The sequence below is a fragment of the Ensifer sp. Root142 genome, from assembly GCF_001426785.1.
GTDB classification, from domain to species: domain Bacteria; phylum Pseudomonadota; class Alphaproteobacteria; order Rhizobiales; family Rhizobiaceae; genus Ensifer; species Ensifer canadensis.
The window spans coordinates 176,470-193,791 of record NZ_LMFK01000011.1 but is presented as its reverse complement, the minus strand read 5'-3'; the positions used below and the strand labels follow the sequence as shown (position 1 = coordinate 193,791).

General features: G+C 58.4%; 11 protein-coding genes and 3 pseudogenes. 7 read left to right on the top strand and 7 right to left on the bottom strand.

What is annotated here, in order from left to right; genetic code table 11:
• From ASD52_RS12480 to ASD52_RS12455, 5 genes and pseudogenes are all read right to left on the bottom strand, one after another.
• Positions 1–195, bottom strand: a pseudogene (locus tag ASD52_RS12480) (IS110 family transposase); the annotation flags it as partial.
• A 1,332-nt stretch (positions 196–1,527) separates the two neighbouring features.
• Positions 1,528–1,851, bottom strand: a complete 324-nt coding sequence (locus ASD52_RS37220; protein WP_082571810.1) for a DUF3088 domain-containing protein — start codon at positions 1,849–1,851, stop codon at positions 1,528–1,530.
• 265 nt (positions 1,852–2,116) lie between these two features.
• Positions 2,117–4,141: a DUF5054 domain-containing protein gene (locus tag ASD52_RS12465; protein WP_057224574.1), complete on the bottom strand. Its 2,025-nt coding sequence runs from the start codon at positions 4,139–4,141 to the stop codon at positions 2,117–2,119.
• A gap of 274 nt (positions 4,142–4,415) precedes the next feature.
• Positions 4,416–5,666 (bottom strand): AGE family epimerase/isomerase, encoded by a 1,251-nt coding sequence (locus tag ASD52_RS12460; RefSeq protein ID WP_057224571.1) that lies wholly within the window; start codon positions 5,664–5,666, stop codon positions 4,416–4,418.
• Between the two features lie 15 nt (positions 5,667–5,681).
• A complete protein-coding gene (locus ASD52_RS12455; RefSeq protein WP_025429798.1) occupies positions 5,682–6,707 on the bottom strand; it encodes a LacI family transcriptional regulator in 1,026 nt (341 codons plus the stop codon).
• Positions 6,708–7,151: 444 nt separating this feature from the next.
• Between ASD52_RS12455 and ASD52_RS12450 the strand changes: the two genes are divergently transcribed.
• The 7 genes and pseudogenes from ASD52_RS12450 to ASD52_RS12420 all read left to right on the top strand — a co-directional run bounded on the left by ASD52_RS12450 (position 7,152) and on the right by ASD52_RS12420 (position 15,898).
• Entirely contained in the window at positions 7,152–8,450 is a 1,299-nt protein-coding gene (locus ASD52_RS12450) for an extracellular solute-binding protein (protein ID WP_057224569.1), read from the top strand.
• A gap of 67 nt (positions 8,451–8,517) precedes the next feature.
• Complete coding sequence (locus ASD52_RS12445) at positions 8,518–9,450, top strand: sugar ABC transporter permease (protein WP_025429800.1); 933 nt, start codon at positions 8,518–8,520, stop codon at positions 9,448–9,450.
• Entirely contained in the window at positions 9,447–10,289 is an 843-nt protein-coding gene (locus ASD52_RS12440; RefSeq protein ID WP_025429801.1) for a carbohydrate ABC transporter permease, read from the top strand. The genes ASD52_RS12445 and ASD52_RS12440 overlap by 4 nt, the downstream gene beginning before the upstream one ends.
• 347 nt (positions 10,290–10,636) lie before the next feature.
• Positions 10,637–10,781 (top strand): annotated as a pseudogene (locus ASD52_RS12435) (sugar phosphate isomerase/epimerase); the annotation flags it as partial.
• A gap of 24 nt (positions 10,782–10,805) precedes the next feature.
• A complete protein-coding gene (gene ugpC / locus ASD52_RS12430) occupies positions 10,806–11,861 on the top strand; it encodes a sn-glycerol-3-phosphate ABC transporter ATP-binding protein UgpC (RefSeq protein WP_025429803.1) in 1,056 nt (351 codons plus the stop codon).
• Between the two features lie 143 nt (positions 11,862–12,004).
• Positions 12,005–15,034 carry a glycoside hydrolase family 38 C-terminal domain-containing protein gene (locus tag ASD52_RS12425; protein WP_057224567.1) on the top strand — a complete coding sequence of 1,010 codons (3,030 nt, stop codon included), beginning with the start codon at positions 12,005–12,007 and terminating at the stop codon, positions 15,032–15,034.
• Between the two features lie 248 nt (positions 15,035–15,282).
• Positions 15,283–15,898: pseudogene (locus ASD52_RS12420) on the top strand (Gfo/Idh/MocA family oxidoreductase).
• A 33-nt stretch (positions 15,899–15,931) separates the two neighbouring features.
• Here the strand turns inward: ASD52_RS12420 and ASD52_RS38365 are convergent.
• Together ASD52_RS38365 and ASD52_RS12415 are read right to left on the bottom strand one after the other, a co-directional pair.
• The gene (locus ASD52_RS38365; RefSeq protein WP_156612968.1) at positions 15,932–16,099 is read right to left on the bottom strand and encodes a hypothetical protein; all 168 of its coding nucleotides are present in this window, start codon (positions 16,097–16,099) and stop codon (positions 15,932–15,934) included.
• 95 nt (positions 16,100–16,194) lie between these two features.
• A complete protein-coding gene (locus tag ASD52_RS12415) occupies positions 16,195–17,313 on the bottom strand; it encodes a saccharopine dehydrogenase C-terminal domain-containing protein (RefSeq protein WP_234907856.1) in 1,119 nt (372 codons plus the stop codon).
• Positions 17,314–17,322 lie beyond the last annotated feature (9 nt).

The following is a 17,322-nucleotide window of genomic DNA, read 5'->3' as shown; positions in this document are numbered from 1 at the left end:
TTCATAAAGCCATTGCGACAGTGGTCCGGCTTCAAGACCGATCCGCTCAATCTGCCACTTCGAATCCTTGATCACCGAGATCAAATCCTCAGGGTGAGTGGCAACTTTCGTCTCCCGGCAAATCTTGCCTGTCTCATCAACAATGCAGACCGCGGTCTCTTTCACCGATACATCCAGTGCACAATAGTGTTTCACTGCGCTTCTCCCTCTGATGTTTGAGGCTGTTGAAAGACATGACCTCATTTTACCATCAGTCAGAAGCGCAGCACCGCAATCCACAATGGTCAACGCTGAAACGCAAAGCCGAATATCCCATCTATCCGCGATGGTTCGTGGATGGGGAAACGCCACCTTCCCGTCGTCAACGACGATCAGGCTAACCTCTCAAGCCTGGGCGCACTATGGAACGAGGTGCGGCGAGACTACCCCCCGGGCCTAACCATTTTCCGAGTTGGCGTCACCCTCTACGACCCGTCACCGTCGCATGAGCGGCAACCCGATTTGCTGCTCAACGACGATCGGGCGGCGGAAGCGCTGGGAAAGCGCTAGCCGAGGGATCGACGCGCTCAATACGCGTTATGCCGGCACGGTGGTCAATCTCGGTGTTTGGCGGCCGCCGGCAGGCGGTCATGTCTCATGTCGGCGGTAAGATCAGCTACATGCGCATTCCATCTGCGGATGGATTTCTGGTGATGAAGAGCGGGAAAAGAACATTCGTCTCGGCGACCTGGCCGACAACCAAAAGCTCGAGGCGCTGCAGGCAGTGCTGTTACACGCACTTTGACACGCTCGATTGTCTGCACTTCGCGGGAACGTGAATTCCTCTACATCGACGAGCTCGAGCGTGAAACGTTATGCGGAGCGCGCTTGCCATGTGGGTCCACGGCGCCGCGCCCTGTCGAGGCACGGCGCGGCCTTCTCACTTCGGCTTGTTCTCGTTGTCGGCCTTGGCGTTGAAATCGCACTGATAGCTGACCTCGATCTTGGCGATGGGCGGAAGCGAGACCGCGATCGAGATTTTCAACTGGCCCTTAGGGGACAGTTTGGCGACTTGCCGATTGATGGCGCGTCCACGCCTCTGGTCCTCATGCAGCCAACTCTGACTTCAAGGTGATATGGGCGGAAACCTCCTTGGCTCCGGCTTCCCACAAGGCTTCTGCAGTATTGATCAACGTCGTCGCCGGCCAGCGCGGTGTCATCCGGGGTGCCTCCATGGCCGACGATGGCCTGCACACCACGCCTTCCGGATGACGATCGGGCAGGGGGGCCGGTTGCGGCGGCCTTCTGGATACGCAACACTTTTGCGCCGCCGAAAACGATGAAGACGAGCATCGCGATGGTCAGGTTGAAGAGGAAGCTGGACAGGAACAGCGATGTCGGCGCGAAGGGCAGCCCGGCCCTTTAACAGTTTCTTGACACGATTGGATTTCCAGCGATTTTTGCACCGCGACTTCAACCGAAATCCCCGCGCTCGATGGGGCAGGGAACATCGCGGTACATGCTTGGACATCAACCCTGGAGTCCAGCTTATGGATGTGGATCTGGGAACCCATGCCGTTCGGACAGAGCGGCAAGGATCTTGTCCTTTTCGGAAATGAACGCTCTTCCTTGAAAAACATCGGTTTGATGCTTCGATGCTTCGCCGTCCGCCAACACAAGCAGCGGCAGGGACTGGTTCTTGTCTCCCACCAGAGCAATGACGGGCGATCGCGGACGAGGCCACGCAACCCGTTCAACATCAATCTTTCGCGCTCCCTCCATGAGGGCACAATGCCAACAGTAAAATTGCTGGCCCGGATAGGCGGGATCTTCGAAACCTGGTCGAAGCAGAAACAGTCTGTCTTTTTCCATCAGTTCAACTCGTCTATGCCGGTGTTATGGCTTTGATTATCTGCCCGATTGTCTGGTTCGGCCTGCCCGCGACCGGTGGCGCGATCGCCCACGGCCATTCACCAAGGGCGCAAGAGAAGGTGGCCCACCTTCGGCCTGCTGGTGGCAGCCATCGCCTTGAACACGTTTGTCACCTTCGGCGTTGAGGCGATGGGTATCCAGCTTTTGCAGGCGATGGGCATGGGCCTTACCGGGGCCGTCGCGGTTGCCTCGCTCCTTGGCGTCTTCAAAGTCGGCGGGCGTGTGATCGACCTTCCAGTTCACCACTCCCGCGGTTGAACTCCAAACGGAACCGGAACTGGCCTTCCTCATCATACCAAGCGGGAAAGTTCGTTCCCCAGACATTGTTGTGAAGATTAATGCTGATGCCTTCAAAGCCATTTGCCGGACGCTGGAAATTGAGAAGCTGAGGATAGCCCGGTGCTATCAATGGCGCATCTGGCGTCTCAACCGTCACGATGCCATCATGGCTGGCATAACGCGCGCCCGACATAACACCGTGGAGGTGGAAGCCGCCCCCGCTCGCCACCTCGAACGGCGAGATCCATTGGTCCATCTTATCGAATGCCCAGGCTTTTGAATCGGCGAGTGTGGGGGTGAACCGCAGCCAACTGGCTTCCGGCAAGCGAGTGGCAAGTTTGCCCTGCCAATTCACCCGCAACTCGACCTGCTCCCCGTCGGCTGGAAAGCTATAAAGCAATTGCCAGTCTCGGGGGGCGCCTATCGCAGTCGCTTCATCCGCCATCTCAAGGCTAACAAGAACCTCTGTTTTGCCCGCAACCTCTCGACACAAAACGGTTTTTAGCGCCGGACGCCATGCTTCGCCCGTTGCCCTATGCGCCGCCAGCCCGGGTTTGCGATAGTCCTTGGACGACCAGGCAACAATTTCAGGGCGGTCCCGATTGGCAATGTACTGCGACCAGAACCGGTCGTAGTCGTCCTCGCCAAAGCCCTGATAGAGAATGTCGACCAAGCCTTCGGCACTGGCCCATTCCCGGCCATCAGCTTGCGATTTGAGACTTGCAATTCGCCCGTTGCGACCAACCCTCAAGGTGAAACACCCTGCTGCAATCTCTTTCTCCGGATCGATCGCGCGCCAGTCTTCCCCGATAATTGCCACAGAGGGCATCACCGCCGCCAACGCAGTCTCTGCCTGTTTGGCGCGCGCCTCATCAAGGGTTGCGACGGCTGCGCCAAGATAGGCGCGCTGTTCTTCCCATGATTGTTCCACAATGCCGAATGCTCCTTTCCCGCGTACGTCGGCGAGCTGCGCCGGCGTATAGGACGCCCACTCGGGAAGATAGGTCTTGTGATCCATGCTCCAGGTATGTTCAGGTACCATCATTAGGTGATCGCTAAAGGCGACGATTGCTGGATCATCCGCCAAAGAGGCGTCTTGGTCGATCCAAGACCGACGCAAACGCAGAAGACTTCGATATCGGGCCATTTTAAGTGGGTCACTGCCGGCACCATGGATCCAGCTGTCACCGATCTCGTTCTCAACAACAGGGAGATCTTCGCGCACACTGCGCAATGCCAAGGCGAAGTCATCCAGTGACGAGGCACGAACCTCCGCGTCAGGAAAACGGTTACGCGCGCCTTTGAATACTTGCAGGATTTCATCGACTGACTGCGGGCCTAGATTGTCGTTCGTGTGGCCGAAACCAAGGAGGTCGTTGAGCCCCGCAACACGGCAATCCTCGCCATAGGCGTGCTGACAAATCACTGTGACTGCATGCTCGCCGACCTTCCATCGAAATACCGGTGGGACGTCAGGCATGGTTGATGCCTCATTGATGCCGATGTGAAGAAATTCTACCCCTGCTTCTGCGAGGATGGGAACAATACCCTTCGTATGCCCCGGGACGTCCGTCATTTTTGCTGCAATTGTCGTGCGTCCGAAACGATGATCGAGGCGACGCGACACGGTCAATCCATGGCGGAAAAGGGATGCGTCCATCAATTCGCTGTGGAAGGTAAAAGGCAAGGCATGCCAGACAAGATCGCCAGCTAATATACCTGCCTCAAGCGCCCGTCGGCGGGACGTGTCACTCACTTCAAGCGCGTGGAAAATCATCCAGGCCGGCAACGTCCACACGAGACGTTCCATGCCATTGGCCTGCCGCAGTTCCGCTGCGGCTTGGAGAGCGTTCGGAATATATTGCGTAACATACCGGTCCACAACCCGGGCGGCTGTATCTGTGAACCCCAAATCAACGTGGGTTTTAAAAATGAGATGCACGCTTTTCACGACGTAGTTTCCGATCTCGAACTTGGTCTGTGGGTTAAAAGTTCCGTGCTAGCTGCCTGAAACAACGTTGCCGTTAGCCCCATAAAGCAGGCATTGGTCCACCTTTGGACGCGCGTGTACCACGTCTGATAAGTGGCCCGGTTCATTCATATTCGGCCGAACGATGATCAAAGTTTCCTCAATTTCAACTGAAACAAGCGTCTCGGCGCCGAGGACATCCAGAGGGCGAAGCCTGCCAGCTGTTGCCATGGCGCGAACACATTCCGTTCGGCAATCAAAGTTCCCCGCCAAGGGCCGCAAGGCCTCGCGCAGGGTGTGCGATACCAGGCGTCAAGGGATAGAGCACCGCCTGGATGGAGTGGTAGAGGTCGGGCTTTCCCCGGAATTGCTTATCCGTTGGGCGGTTATCGGGATCAAGCTCCGGAAACCAGCCGCCATTCTGGTGATCAATCAGCCGGTCTGCTGCGAACTTCCACAGGCGCCGGTACCACTCCTCGTCTTCGTTCCGCCGCTCCAGTTTGATGAAGGCGGCAACCGCGCCGATCGCTTCGGTCACCGGCCACCAGTAGCGGTCCGCGCGAGCAACGGTCCCGTCATGGGCAAGGGTGTATATGAAGCCGCCGCGTTCCGTGTCCCAGGCATCCTGCAAAGCCTGTTCCATCAGGCGCCGTGCCTTGGCTGGCGAACCGTCGTCCGGGCGGCCGGAAAGGTCCCAGTATTGCAACAGAAGCCGGCTGAGCTCGAAAGAGTGGCCCGGTGTGCTTCCGGCGGGCCGGAAGATGGGATTGCCTTCGTAGAAGCGGTCGATCTGCCAGTCTGCTGTATAGTGTTCTGGCAGGCGCCACCCCTCGCGGGGAGCAATCCGTTCGATGAAGAAATCAAGGATTCTGCTGGCTTTGCGGAGATAGGAGGTCTGGCCCGTCGCCTCGAAGGCGGTTAGCATCGCTTCGATTGCATGCATATTGGCATTCATGCCGCGATAGGTGGAAAACGGGGTCCAGTCCCGGTTCCATTCGTCGGCGAAGAGACCCGGCTCCTCCTCCCAGAAATACCGGTCCAGAACATCGGTCACATCCTCCAGCAGATATTTCGCATCGGGATGACCGCAGGTCAGGGCGCTTGCGGCGGCCAGGAGCACGAAGACATGGCCGTAGGCGAGCTTTCGGCCGTCGGTCACCTCGCGGCCCCGCGTGGCATAGACATAACCGCCATGATCCCGATCCCGATGGACATTCAGCAGATGACGCATCCCTTGCTCGATCATCACATCGGCCCCCGGCGTGCCAATATGCCGTCCAAGGGCGAAGGAGTGCACCATGCGAGTGGTCGAGTGCAATTCTTGCGTGCGATCCTGCAGCGGGTTGCCCTGGCTGTCCAGATTGAAGAATCCACCCCTGGGATCGAGGCTTTTTCGGAAGAAAGCGAATTGTTGCCTGGCGTCGGCAATCAGCCATGCGCGGCGCTCTTCCCGGTCGAGCCAGAAGTCGGGCAGCGTTGGGCCGGTTGAAATGGCGGTCGTCGTCATGGAGTACTCCTGGAATCAGGCCCGGTCAGGCTGGAAGCTCGGGGGCGCGGTATCATCCGGCAAAGGTTGCAGAAATTGGCAGGATTCGGCTGGTGCACCCTCGATCCGGCGCAAAAGCCGTTCGCCGAGATAGAAGCCGGCCTCGGTCAGGTTTTCGTAGAGGCTCAGCATTTTCGGCCGCACGAGGTCGAAGATACCCGACGTCTGCTTGACCGCGAGATGGATGTCGCGACCGGGTACGAGCCCGCAGTCGGCGGCGGCGGCCATGGCGGCAAGACCGGACACTTCACCCGGACAGATCAGGCCGTCCAGTGGCGGTCTGGCCGACAGCCGGTCGCCCATCCAGCGAACAATCGTATCGGAAGGGCTGTCGAGCGTAATACCCTCGAGAATTTCATGCTGCATGCCGGTCTCGTGGATGACCGACATGAAGCCGTGCAAAAGATGGTTGGCGAAGGTGAAGCGCCGGGGCGGCAGCAGTAAGCCGATATGCCGCGCGCCGGAAGCTATCAGCGATTGCGCGGCCTTGCGGGCAAAGGCGAAATTGTCGAAATCCACGTAGGGATGGGCAGTCGCCAACTCGGTCCGGCCGTGCGAGATGAAGGGGAAACCTTTTTCCAGTAAATAGCGGACGCGTTGGTCGCTAGGCTCGGTTCGCGAGAAGATCACGCCATCGGCCAGTCTGTTGCGAACGATGCGGTCCACCTCATCGTTCCCGGGCTGCTCCTCGAATTGCGGCAGGATCACCAGGTGATACGGCGTGCCGCGCAAGGCCGTATTAATGCCCCTGATGATCGACGTTCCAAATCCCAGCACTTCGTCGTGCGGGTTGAGCATGAGAGCGATGACATTGGTCTTGCCGGTCCTGAGGCGCTGTGCGGCGCGGTCCGGAGCATAACCGATTTCCCGTGCAATCTTCTGGACGACCTCCCGGGTATCCCGCGCGATCTGGGGGTCATCGGCCATCGCCCGGGAAACCGTCGTCACGGCCAATCCGGAGATACCCGCGATGGTGCGAAGGGTCGGGCTCTTGTCCGCCACGCAATTTCTTCCTTTTCAAGTTGCCGATTTTCTAAATTTGCAACGATACAAACTTAACGCTTAATCGCTTATATAAAGCAATATCGCAATCCATAAAAATCTCCAACCAATTGATAAATATGTAATATAAAATCCTCAGAAAATTCCTTGTTGACACATTCTCATTTGTAACGTTACAAATTCCATCACTTGATCACGGTGAAGTGATCAATATCGCAAACCCTAAACTCGCAATTTGCTGCCGGCGCGACGTCTTCAAGGGAGCTGAACTGATTGGCGATACCGTGGCCTGTGCAGAAAGCCGCTCGGGCTCGACGTCGACGCCACTCACGCCTTCGATCGCCTAGAAATCAAAGTTACTGAACCTAACCGCCGCAGCATGGAGATGAGGATAGGTCAACAGACTGCCAGGCTGCATTCGTTCAACATGGGGAGGAGACCATCATGATCAGAGCTACTATCAGCGCCCTCGCGCTGAGCACTGCGTTATTCTCATTGCACACTGCGTCAGCCCAGGAGTTGGCGACAAAAGACAGGATCGGCCTGGAGAATGCGCCAAAGTCGCTTGTCGTCAGGCTGACCGGTGACAGCCCGAACAATGCCGATCTGGCTATAGCTGAGGGCTATCAGAAGATCTTCGTCGACTTCATCCAGAAGCATCCGGACTGGAAGTTGCAACTGCAGTTCATGTCCGCCGATATCGGAACAGAACAGGCGAAGATGCTCGAGCAGGCAAAGGCCGGCAATGCGCCCGATTGCGCAGCTGTCGATTCCTTCGTGTTATCTCAGTTCATGGTCAATCACGTGCTCGCCGACTTCACGCCCTACTTCACCAAGGACGAAGTCGCTGATCTCTTTCCCTTTATCCGCGACGGCATCACCGACAAGGATGGCACTGTCCGCGCCTGGTGGTGGGATACCGACTTGCGTGTCCTCTATCGCAACAAGTCGATCGTTCCCGATGCGCCGCAGACCTGGGACGACCTGAAGACGGCGGCATTGTCGTCCGTGCAACAGGGCATGGAGGGCGCGCTCTTCAATGGCGGCCGTTTTGAGGGCACAACGTTCGATTGGCTTGCCACTTACTGGGCGCTCGACGGCAAGCTGGTCGATGATACCGGCAAGCCGGTCTTTGGTGAAGGCGACAACAAGGAAAAATTCCTCAAGGCTCTCCGCTACTACAAGGATCTGGTCGATACGGGTGCAGCGCCGAAACGCGTGACCACAATCGCCAATTACGACGACCTCAATGCTGCTGCTGCAGCGGGTACGTCGGCCCTCTTCATCGGCGGCAATTGGCAATATGCCCAGCTGAAGTCCACGCTCGATGAGGACGATTTCAACAACTGGACCTTCTCGCCGATTCCCGGGCCGACAGCAGACCAGCGCTCGACTGGCACCGGTGGCTGGACGATCGCCTCGTTCAGCAAGGACAAGGAGAAGGTTGAGATGTGCGCCAACCTCGCCCGGGAAGTCTACATGGGTCCGGCGAACGCTCTGCAGCAGCAGCTGCCGACACGCAAGTCGCTCTTCGACAAGTATCCAGTCTTTGCGACAGACGCCAACAAGGTCTTCGCCAACGCGCTCGCCGACGGTCAGGCGCGTCCCGGTGCTCCGATCTATCCGGAAATCTCCAATCAGATCCAGATCATGATGGGCGACGTTCTGTCAGGCACCAAACAGCCCGAAGAGGCGCTGAATGCCGCCTTCGATGCGACCATGGAGGCTTACAAGCGTCTCTAACCCTCGAGATCGCGGCGGCGCCGAAGGGCGCCGCCAATGACCATCAAAATCCGGATAGAGAAGCCTTATGAGCACAATCGCAATGGAGGCCGCAAGTTCGCCTCATCGCCGCAGATCGTTCATGCGCAGTTTCGCAGGCGCGCCGTTGCCGTGGATGCTGCCTACCATCATCGTCATCGGGATCTTCTATCTCTATCCCGTTTTCGACGTCTTCCGCCTGTCTTTCACAAACGCCACGCTGATCGGTGACAATCAGCAATACACGTTCGGATCGATAACCAACGCGCTGACCTCTCCACAGCTGCCCGGTATTCTCTGGGCCACCCTTATCTTCGTCGGCGGCAGCGTCGTCGGCCAGCAGATACTCGGGCTTGCCGTGGCCGTCGTCGTGATCCGTGGCGAAGAGCGTGGTCTGTTCGGCACGACCATCTTGCGCACGACGGCGCTCGTCGCCTGGGTCGTACCGGGCATCGCCGGTGGCATCATCTGGCAGATGCTATTTTCCGAAGCGCCTTACGGGGCGCTCAACAGCATCCTGCGCCTGATGCACATGCCAACCGTCGCCTGGCTTTCCGACCCTTCGATCGCGCCCTGGTCGGCTCTGATATCCAATATCTGGCGCGGAACGGCCTTTTCCATGGTGGTGATGTATGCGGCGTTGAAGGCCATCGATCCGTCGCTCTACGAAGCCGCCGAAGTGGACGGTGCGACGTCCTCGCAGCAGTTCGCCTTCGTCACCCTGCCGCAGCTGCGCGCGGCGATCCTCGTCAACATGATCCTTATCACCATCATGACGCTCAACACATTCGACGCCATCATCACGCTGACCGGCGGCGGACCTGGACGGGCGACCGAGGTGATCTCGCTCTACGTCTTCAACATTGTTTTCAGGAATTACGATCTCTCGGGCGGCAGCGTCTTGTCGGTCTTGATGCTGCTGATCAGCCTCGGTCTCGCCTTCGTCTACGCCTCGTTTCTGCCCAAGGAGGAAGAACAATGAGTGCCAGAACCGGAAGCCGGTTTGGAGACCTGCTCAGCTACCTCTTCATGATCGTGATGTTCGTTTTTTTCGCAGGCCCGCTGTCCTATCTTCTGTCGCTGGCGATGCGCGACCGGCGGGAGATCTATCGCGGCGTGGCGCGCTACATCCCGGACAACCCGACTTTCGACAATTTCATAACTGTACTGACCAACGGCTACTTTCCGCTTTATCTTTGGAACGGTCTGAAGCTCGCGGCACTCAGCGGCGTAGGAGTGCTCATCGTGGCTCTGCCGGCGGCTTATGCCTTCTCCCGCTTTCACTTTCGCGGCAAGGGACTGTCGATGATGGGGCTGCTGCTCTTCCAGATGATTTCGCCGCTTGTCATCATGGTTCCCTTGTACCGCTACATGAACCGCCTCGGCCTGCTCGACACGCATTTCTCGGTGGTCATGGTCTATGTGGCGCTCGGCGTGCCATTGGCGACCTGGCTTCTGAAAGGCACCGTGGACGGCATCCCACGCAGTCTCGACGAGGCCGCGATGATCGACGGCTGCAACCGCTTCTCGGTGTTTTGGCGGATCGTGCTGCCTCTGTCGGCGCCTGGCATCGCGTCGGTGTTCATCATTACCGTGATCGCCGGCTGGTCGCAGTTCCTTGTTCCCTTTCTCCTCCTGACGCACAACAACCTGATGCCGATTGGTGTCGGCATCTTCAATTTCAGGGGGATGCAGACGGATTCATCGGTGCAATTGCTTGCGGCTGCTTGCCTGATCTCGGTCGTGCCTGCGATTGCTGCCTTCCTATCCCTGCAGCGGCTCATTCTAAGCGCAATGACGAGCGGTGCCGTAAAAGGCTGACATGAGTTCGCAAATGTCTTCGAGGTCAGCATGGAAAAACGCGACGAGGGTCCGATGACGCGGCACGCACGCGGCAACAGTGAATTCGCAGATCTTTCGACCGGCAGGGTCCATGTATCACGCGGGCTGAGGCAGATGAGCGTCTATGTCGCCGAAGCCGTCACGCGGAGGCGCCGTCATGCCGATGTCCGCCGCCCTGATGCTCGCACCCGCCGATCCCGAACACGTACCCGGTCACCGCTCAAGTTCATGGACAGGCTAGGTGCCTGAAGCAGCAATCGATCGGTTTGAGGAGGAACTGATATGAAAGTTGGATTTTACACATCGACCTTCGACGACCGGCCCTTCGAGGAGGTGGCTGATTTTTCTGGCACGCTTTCGATCGAACACGAGGACGCGGCCTATAGATGGCCCGGCAAGGACCTCGACGCACGCAAAGAGGGCGAACGGCTTGGCCTTGCCTATCTGCGCGACGTTCTAAGCACAATCTGACACCGGTAAATAGGGAGAACAACGATGGCGAATGTGTCGGTTAGCGATGCGCGCAAGGACTACGGCGCCTTCAAGGTGATCAAGGGGGTGTCTGTCGATATCAGCGACGGCGAGTTTGTCATTTTGGTAGGCCCTTCCGGTTGTGGCAAATCCACCCTTTTGAGGATGATCGCCGGACTTGAGGGCATCACCGGGGGCGAGATCCGGATCGGCAAGCACGTGGTCAACGAACTTGCCCCCAAGGACCGTGACATTGCCATGGTTTTTCAGAACTATGCGCTCTATCCGCATATGACGGTCGCCCAGAATATGGGGTTTTCGCTGCGGCTGAAGCGTATGCCGAAGCCCGATATCGCTGCGCGGATCGACAGGGCGGCTCGGATTCTTGGTCTCGAAAGCCTCCTGGAGCGTTATCCGAAGCAGCTCTCCGGCGGACAGCGCCAGCGTGTCGCGATGGGCAGGGCAATCGTGCGCGATCCGGCTGTTTTCCTGTTTGACGAACCCCTTTCCAATCTCGATGCGAAGCTGCGCGTGCAGATGCGCTCCGAAATCAAGGAACTGCATCAGCGGCTGAAAACGACGACGATCTACGTGACCCACGACCAGATCGAAGCAATGACCATGGCAGACAAGATCGTTGTCATGCGTGACGGCCGTATCGAACAGTCGGGATCGCCGCTTGATCTTTATGACCGGCCGAACAACCTCTTCGTTGCCGGCTTCATCGGTTCTCCCGCGATGAATTTCATCAAGGGCAGCATGACACCGGAGGGTTTTCGGACAGAGCAGGGAACCGTCCTTCCTGCCGACTTCAAGCCTGCAAATGCAGTCACTTACGGAATACGGCCCGAACACCTCCGTCTGGATCCTCAAGGCATCGAAATCGATATCGTTGTATTGGAGCCAACTGGCTCCGAAACACTCGTCATTGCGCGCCTCGGCGAGCAGACGCTTTCCTGTGTGTTCCGCGACAGGATCAGCCTGAAGCCCGGGGATAAGCTACGCGTGTCGCCGATCATCTCTTCTATCCATTTTTTTGACGGAAACGGGGACCGGATCGTGCCGACGAACGGCCACTAACGTTGCCAATGCGGCGAGACCCGGGATCTCGTCTTGGCCGCCGGTGGCTTCTCCGATGGCTCAAACCAATGCCTCACCCTTGATCGCCATGACCCCTAAGGGACACGTCAACGGCGTAAATATACGAAGACAGGATACGCGCCATGCAGCATCTGACACTTTCCCAGCGCCTCGATCGCCTCAAGGTTCGTACAGCCGAACTTGCCCATTGGCGCAACCGAGACACGATCGAAATCGACGGCTGGACCTTCGAGGGCAAACCCATCGCGCATCACGAAGATTGGCCCCACCGTGAGGGCATCGTGCATTTTGCAGCGATTGCACAGGCGCCGAAGGAGTGGCCACTCGAGGATATCCGTTTGCAGCTCGACCTCGGCGGCGAAAGCCTGATCACGCTTTCTTATCCCGGCGGTCAAACCGAGACCTTCGGCCTCGATCCCTATCACCAGGAGTTCGAGGTAAAAGACCGCGAGCTGTCGATCACGACCGACAGCGTCGCGCGCTTCCCCTTCGGCGAGCCCAATCGACATCCGAAGCTCAACCGTGCGAGGCTCGCGTGGTTGGATCCTTCGGTGCACCGCCTGCACCTTCTCTTGCGTCAAATCGCAGAGGCAATCGACGTTCTAGGCGAACACGAAGTGATCCCGCATCTCATGCATGCGTCCGAACAGGCGCTTCGAAGCCTCGACTGGCCCTCCGCCACCGCGGCCTACGTTTCCCGTACTTCGGGAGCGGAGTATCAGCAGAAAATATGGCAACTGCCGGAGCTTGAGGCCCGCCCCGCCGGCCTGGCAAGCGAGCAGAGCGCATCGGCCGGCGCGGCCTTCGAAGCGTTGACGACGCGGCTGAAGGAACTGCAGAAGCGCTACCCGCCGAATGGCGAGCTGATGCTGACGGGACATGCGCATATCGATCTCGCCTGGCTTTGGCCCTACGACGAGACATGCCGAAAGATGCGCCGTACCTTCAATACTGCGCTGTCCCTGATGGAGCGTTCGGAGGACTTTCGTTTCAATCAATCCACCGCGCACTACTACGCGCAGATGGAGGAAGACGATCCGGAGCTTCTGGAGCGCATCAAGAGGCAGGTTGAAGAGGGCAAGTGGGAAACCGTCGGCGGCATGTGGGTCGAGCCAGACACCAACATGCCGACCGGTGAGAGCCTCGCCCGCCAGGTGCTTTACGGCCAGCGCTACTTCGAGAGGATGTTCGGCACGCGCCATACGGTTTGCTGGTTGCCGGATTGCTTCGGCTTTTCGGGGGCTCTTCCGCAGATCCTTCGTCTCGGCGGGATCGACAGCTTCTTCACCATCAAGGTGAATTGGAGCGAGACGAACCGCTTTCCCTCGGATCTCTTCTGGTGGAAGGGTCTCGACGGCAGCAAGCTCCTGACCCATACATTCGACAATCCGATGCATGGCTACAACGGCTTCGTGCAGCCGGATTGTTTCGTACCAACCTGGAAGAATTTCCGGGGTAAGACGCAGCACGACACATCTTTGCTTGCGGTCGGATACGGTGATGGCGGTGGCGGCGTAACGCCCGAGATGGTGGAGCGCGAGGTGCAGCTGCGCGATTTTCCAGCAATCCCGCAAGCGCGCTGGGGCACCGTAAAGGCATTTTACGAGAAAGCCCATGAGACGGCTTCAAAAAAGGACCTGCCCGTATGGGACGGTGAAATCTATCTCGAGTTGCACCGCGCGACGCTGACCACGCAGAGCGGTGTCAAGCGGATGCATCGCCAGGCAGAGCGCGCATTGATCACTGCCGAGACGCTGGCATCCCTGGCAAATCTGATCGGCGGCGAGGCGCCACGGAGCCTTGAGAAGGACTGGCGTTTCGTTCTGAAGAACGAATTCCACGACATCCTGCCGGGGTCCAGCATCCGCGAGGTCTATGTCGATGCCGAGCGGGAGCTTGGGGGCGTGATCGAGAACGCCAAGTCCGAACAGGACAAAGCCATGGCAGTGTTGATCTCGAAGCTTCCGAGCGGGACCATTGCCAATGCCGTGGTAGCCGCAAACCCGTCCCTTAGTGCCCGGTCGTTAAACGTCAGATTGACGGATGGCACGGTGCTCTCGACGGGCGACATGGTCGCGCCGCTTTCGGTTGCGGTTTTCGACCGCGCCGCACTGCGGCCCGCAAGCGAGTTGAAGGCGAGCGCGAACACACTTGAGAACGCCCATCTGTCCGTCACGATCGGCAAGGATGGCGCAGTGTCCAGTCTGGTTCACAAAGCGACCGGCCGCGAAGCGCTTGACGGCTCCGCAAATCAGCTCTGGGTGTATCCAGCCGACAAGCCGCGCAACTGGGACGCCTGGGATATTGAAGCTGACTATGCCGAGAAGGGCATTCGTCTGGAGAGACCTGAGAGTATAACGCTCGTCGAAAGCGGGCCGCACCGCGCGTCTATCCGCGTGGCCTATCGCTACCGGGATTCGAGCGTCACGCAGACCTATGTGCTGACCGCCAATTCGAGGCGTCTCGACATCGAGACGAAGATCGACTGGCATGACCGCCGCACGCTGCTGCGCACCCTCAATCCGGTTGCTGTGCAATCCCGCACCGCCACGTTCGAATGTGCATTTGGAGCGATCGAGCGCGCGACCCACACAAACACATCCTGGGATCAGGCCATGTTTGAGGCAGTGGCGCATCGTTTCGTCGATATCAGCGAACCGGGTTTCGGCGTCGCCCTTCTCAACAATGCGAAATACGGCCACAGTGCGCGTGGCAACGTGATTGGCATGAGCCTGGTGCGCGCGCCTGTCTATCCCGACCCGCTAGCCGACGAGGGGGAGCAAGGCTTCACCTACGCGTTGATGCCGCATGAAGGCACGTGGCACGACGGCGGCGTTCTCGGCGAGGCGATCGATCTCAATCAACCGCTCGTCAGCGCCGAGGCAAAGGGGCTCGCCGCCGGCGCCGTCCAGCCGCTTGTGGTTGAAGGTGTGCCGGTCGCCCTTTCTGGCCTGAAACGCGCGGAAGAAGGTGACGGCCTGGTTCTGCGTCTCTACGAGCCTGCCGGACGTCGCGGCGATCTTGCTCTCAAGCTACCTCATGGCTGGAAGCCTTCAGGTGCTTTGAACATTCTCGAAGAGCCGATGCAAAGACAAGGTCAGGCAGAGATCATGCCGTTTGAAATTCGCACCTGGAAGCTGCTGCAACACTGATCGAAAGTGCCCTACGGCCCTAGAGGGCGAACGACGATACGCGTTTCGGGCGGAAGGTCTTCGCCCGCCAGCAGGAAGCTTGGTTCAGTGCCAGGCTACGTTTGACGTCAAGCATGAACGTGGAGGAGCGGATCATGGCAGTTTCCAACACCAGCTAACCGGGACGAACGGTCCGGATTTGCAATTTGAAAAAGAGGGGCGCCGCGGGTGACTGCGGCTACCCTTTTCCAACGTCCATGGAGGACTTCATGCGTTTGCTTGTTCTCGGTACCGGCGGCATGGCCAACCAACACGCCGCGAATTTCAAGGCCATCAAAGGCGTGAGTGTCGTCGGAGGCGTCGATGTCGAGCCTGAGCGGCGCGCTGGGCGACATCGACATCCATATCGTCGATTTCGCTTCTTACGGTTCGGGGCTCGACGTCGCCCATGTCTTTGCGCGGTTGAAGACATTCGACAAGGCGCGTGGAAACAAGATCGGGGACTACGATCTCGATGCGAACGACAGCTTCACGATGAATGTCGATTTCATCGGCGGCGCGATCGCCACGATCCAGGCAACACGCACGGCCGCTGGCCAGTTCGACCAGTTGCGGCTGCGTTGCTAGGGTGAAACCGGCTCCATCGAGATGATCTACGACACCGGCAAGTAAACGCTGCGGGCCTGCCTTGGAGACGATGTACACACCTGCACGTGGCGTGACATCCTCTTCGATCCGGTCGAAACGAACTATCAGCGTTTCGTGCAGGCGGTCAGGGCCGGAAAAACACAGGAGCCATCTTTCCGCCGAGCCGCGAACATCCAGAAAGTCCTCGACAAGGCGCTTGCATCGGATGCGAGCCACAAGGACGAGGAGTTGGTTTGAGAGCCTCTACCCCGCGCTAACGGCAGGGACGCCCTAACCTGCCACTGGCGGCGGCAGCAACGCGTCGAGGAATGGCAGCAATGCCGCTCCGAGCGCGCCGCCGCCGCCGCTGAAGCTTGCCGGTTTGATCGGTGAAATCCACCCGTGTTTCCAATCGAGGTCTCGATAAAGGTTCGTCCAATCGAGTGGGGGCCAGAACAAGAACTGTTCCTGCAGGTCTCGCAAATCGCGCTTAGCAAGTACCGGCTGGGTTCACGGCCAGCTCTGACGACAGACACGCCATCCATCTTTGCGCGTTAGCTAAAGCCGCATGGTCGCATCAAATAGGCTAGTTGGTCTGCAGCAATGCCGGGGTGTATCAATGGCTTAAGAAACGGACTCGACAGGAGTGTCTCGGTATTGATCGCGTGGTGAGGGACGAAGCCGACGGGCGGGATTTCTCCTCTGTACAACATTGCCAACAACGTTGCGGCATACCCCGTGGCAACCGACGTCAATGCGTTCAATCTGCCTGACACCGGAATTGGCGAAAACCGGTGGCAAACAGTGCGTTCGATCGGCCGTTGCCGCTGATATCCACTTGCCGTCACGACCAGCAAGAGCACGTCGTCTTTGACGATCGGCAAACCGTTGTAAAGGAGTGATCTTAATGCGTCGCGACGATTGCGCAGGCCCAGATCATCGAGAAGGAAACGCATGTAATCGAGATGTCCCGGGTATCGGATCGTCTTGAACGTGACGTTCTTCGGACCCGGATCACCGAAGATCGATAGATCTGCAAGACCACCTGATGTCACGAATTCTTCGTAGCGCACTCCATCGATGCTCAGATGCCCGTAGTTCTCGAGCGGCGATAGCATGACTGCCTTGCCGTCGCGAACGGCCGCACTTGGTTGCGTATATTCATCGATGAGGCCATCGACGTTCCATATTTGCCCATAGCCTATGCGGTTTGTGGAAACCTTTGGTATGGCTCCGACCCGAATTGTCAGATCGGTGACTGGCGCAAAGGCCTCAAGAAGGCCGTAGGCGACATTTCCGATAATGCCTGGCGAGACCCCGCACCCCGTGAAGACGGCTCGGTGTTCGGCCAGAGGAGCCAGAATGGATAGCGTCTCCGGCGTCGCGCAAACGAAATCGAGATAGTGCGTGTCCGAACGAGCCGCAGCCGTTGCGATCTGCGGCACAATGCTTTGCGGGACGGCGGCGACAGCCACATCCTGGTCCGAGAGGATTTTCTGCAACTCTTCGTCATGCGTGTAGGTGCGCAGCTCCGCCGCGATGTTCAGGTCTTCCAACCTATCCAGGGCCTCTTCGGAACGGTCGAGGACCTGTATCGAAAATTCCTCAGGTCCGGCCAAGATCGACGCCAGGGCCGACCCGATATTGCCGGCGCCGACGATGGTCACTTTCATTTTGGGCAT

What these genes read in the sequence shown, in the direction of transcription:
- ASD52_RS12415 (WP_234907856.1), bottom strand. Translation starts at nt 17,313, where the DNA reads ATGAAAGTGACCATCGTCGGCGCCGGCAATATCGGGTCGGCCCTGGCG.
- ASD52_RS12425 (WP_057224567.1), top strand. Translation starts at nt 12,005, where the DNA reads ATGCAGCATCTGACACTTTCCCAGCGCCTCGATCGCCTCAAGGTTCGT.
- ugpC (WP_025429803.1), top strand. Translation starts at nt 10,806, where the DNA reads ATGGCGAATGTGTCGGTTAGCGATGCGCGCAAGGACTACGGCGCCTTC.
- ASD52_RS12445 (WP_025429800.1), top strand. Translation starts at nt 8,518, where the DNA reads ATGAGCACAATCGCAATGGAGGCCGCAAGTTCGCCTCATCGCCGCAGA.
- ASD52_RS12460 (WP_057224571.1), bottom strand. Translation starts at nt 5,666, where the DNA reads ATGACGACGACCGCCATTTCAACCGGCCCAACGCTGCCCGACTTCTGG.
- ASD52_RS12440 (WP_025429801.1), top strand. Translation starts at nt 9,447, where the DNA reads ATGAGTGCCAGAACCGGAAGCCGGTTTGGAGACCTGCTCAGCTACCTC.
- ASD52_RS37220 (WP_082571810.1), bottom strand. Translation starts at nt 1,851, where the DNA reads ATGGAAAAAGACAGACTGTTTCTGCTTCGACCAGGTTTCGAAGATCCC.
- ASD52_RS12450 (WP_057224569.1), top strand. Translation starts at nt 7,152, where the DNA reads ATGATCAGAGCTACTATCAGCGCCCTCGCGCTGAGCACTGCGTTATTC.